The 1020-nt window shown below is 69.8% G+C and carries 1 protein-coding gene and 1 pseudogene; both read left to right on the top strand.

Annotated elements, in window-relative coordinates:
* The first annotated feature begins 210 nt into the window (after positions 1-210).
* Positions 211-666: a hypothetical protein gene (locus AB0M99_RS37820; protein ID WP_365928812.1), complete on the top strand. Its 456-nt coding sequence runs from the start codon at positions 211-213 to the stop codon at positions 664-666.
* Positions 667-730: 64 nt separating this feature from the next.
* Positions 731-1020 (top strand): annotated as a pseudogene (locus tag AB0M99_RS37815) (IS5/IS1182 family transposase); the annotation flags it as partial.

The raw sequence follows: 1020 nt of genomic DNA, 5'->3' as shown, positions 1-1020 counted from the left end.
CACTGAGCAGTGTGCATCGTGAAAACTGCACGTCAGGTGGGCTGGTGTGCAGGGGGTTAGGGGTACTCGGGCTGGTCGCTGGCAGGTGTCCATGGTGAAGATCGTCTGACCGGTCGGGAGGGTTCTCTGGTTCTGCTGCGCCTGCGTGAGCGGGCCACCTACGATCCGTAACCGTGTCGATGCGCCGGGGATCGTCGGGAGGGTGTGGGGATGTCCGATCTGGAGCGGATCACGGCTCGCCGTAGCGAACTGGACGCGCTTGCCGAGGAGTTGGCCAAGCGGCTTGGGGAGGTCGAGGCCGAACGGGAAGAGCTTGGGGTCGCCGAGCGGGTCCTGCGCCGTCTGGCCGAACAGGACCGGGCCGATACGGAGGCTGCTGGGGCGACGGATCCGGTGAAAGCGCAGGTGGCGGGGCGTGCGGTGCTGCTGATCCCGCACCGCGGTGAGGCCGGCGACGAGGCCGCGCTGCCCGCCGACTACCGGCGGATCCTGGCGATCGTGCGGGCCGCCGGAGGGGCGGTGCAGGTCAAGGCGGTGGGTGAGGAGCTGGGGCTTGAGGTGGGGGTACGCGGGAAGCTGGAGCCGCTGCGGGCGAAGATGACCAAGCTCGCCGATCGCGGCTGGCTGCACAAACGGCCCGACGGGAAGTTCGCCGCGCGCCTTTAGCAGCACCGGAGCGGGGTGGCGCGAGGGCGTAACCGGCGGGCCCCCGACGACAGTTGAGTTTGGTGTGAAGAAAAACAACCATCCCGCCGAGGGCCCTGACGGCCTTGTCTACACCGCCCGCCTGCCGCTGTCGAGTGCCACCCTGAACTGGCTCGCCGACCTGTTACGCGGCCACTTCAAGAAGATCGGCTCCCGGTGGCGGGCCCTGCCCGCTGGGAGGATCGCCGGCATCGTGCTGGCCGTACTGCGCTGTGACCAGCGGCCCGGCGACCTGGCAGGCGGCAACGGGATACACCGCACCACCGTCACCCGCTGGGTGCGCGAAGTCGTCGGCCTGCTCGCCGCCCGCGCCCC

The organism is Streptomyces sp. NPDC051183 (assembly GCF_040682455.1).
Lineage (GTDB): Bacteria > Actinomycetota > Actinomycetes > Streptomycetales > Streptomycetaceae > Streptomyces.
Note: the sequence above shows the minus strand (reverse complement) of the source record. Positions and strands in the feature narration are given on the sequence as shown.

Bases quoted from the DNA above. Each gene is read 5' to 3' on its own strand.
- AB0M99_RS37820 (WP_365928812.1), top strand. From the start codon at position 211: ATGTCCGATCTGGAGCGGATCACGGCTCGCCGTAGCGAACTGGACGCG.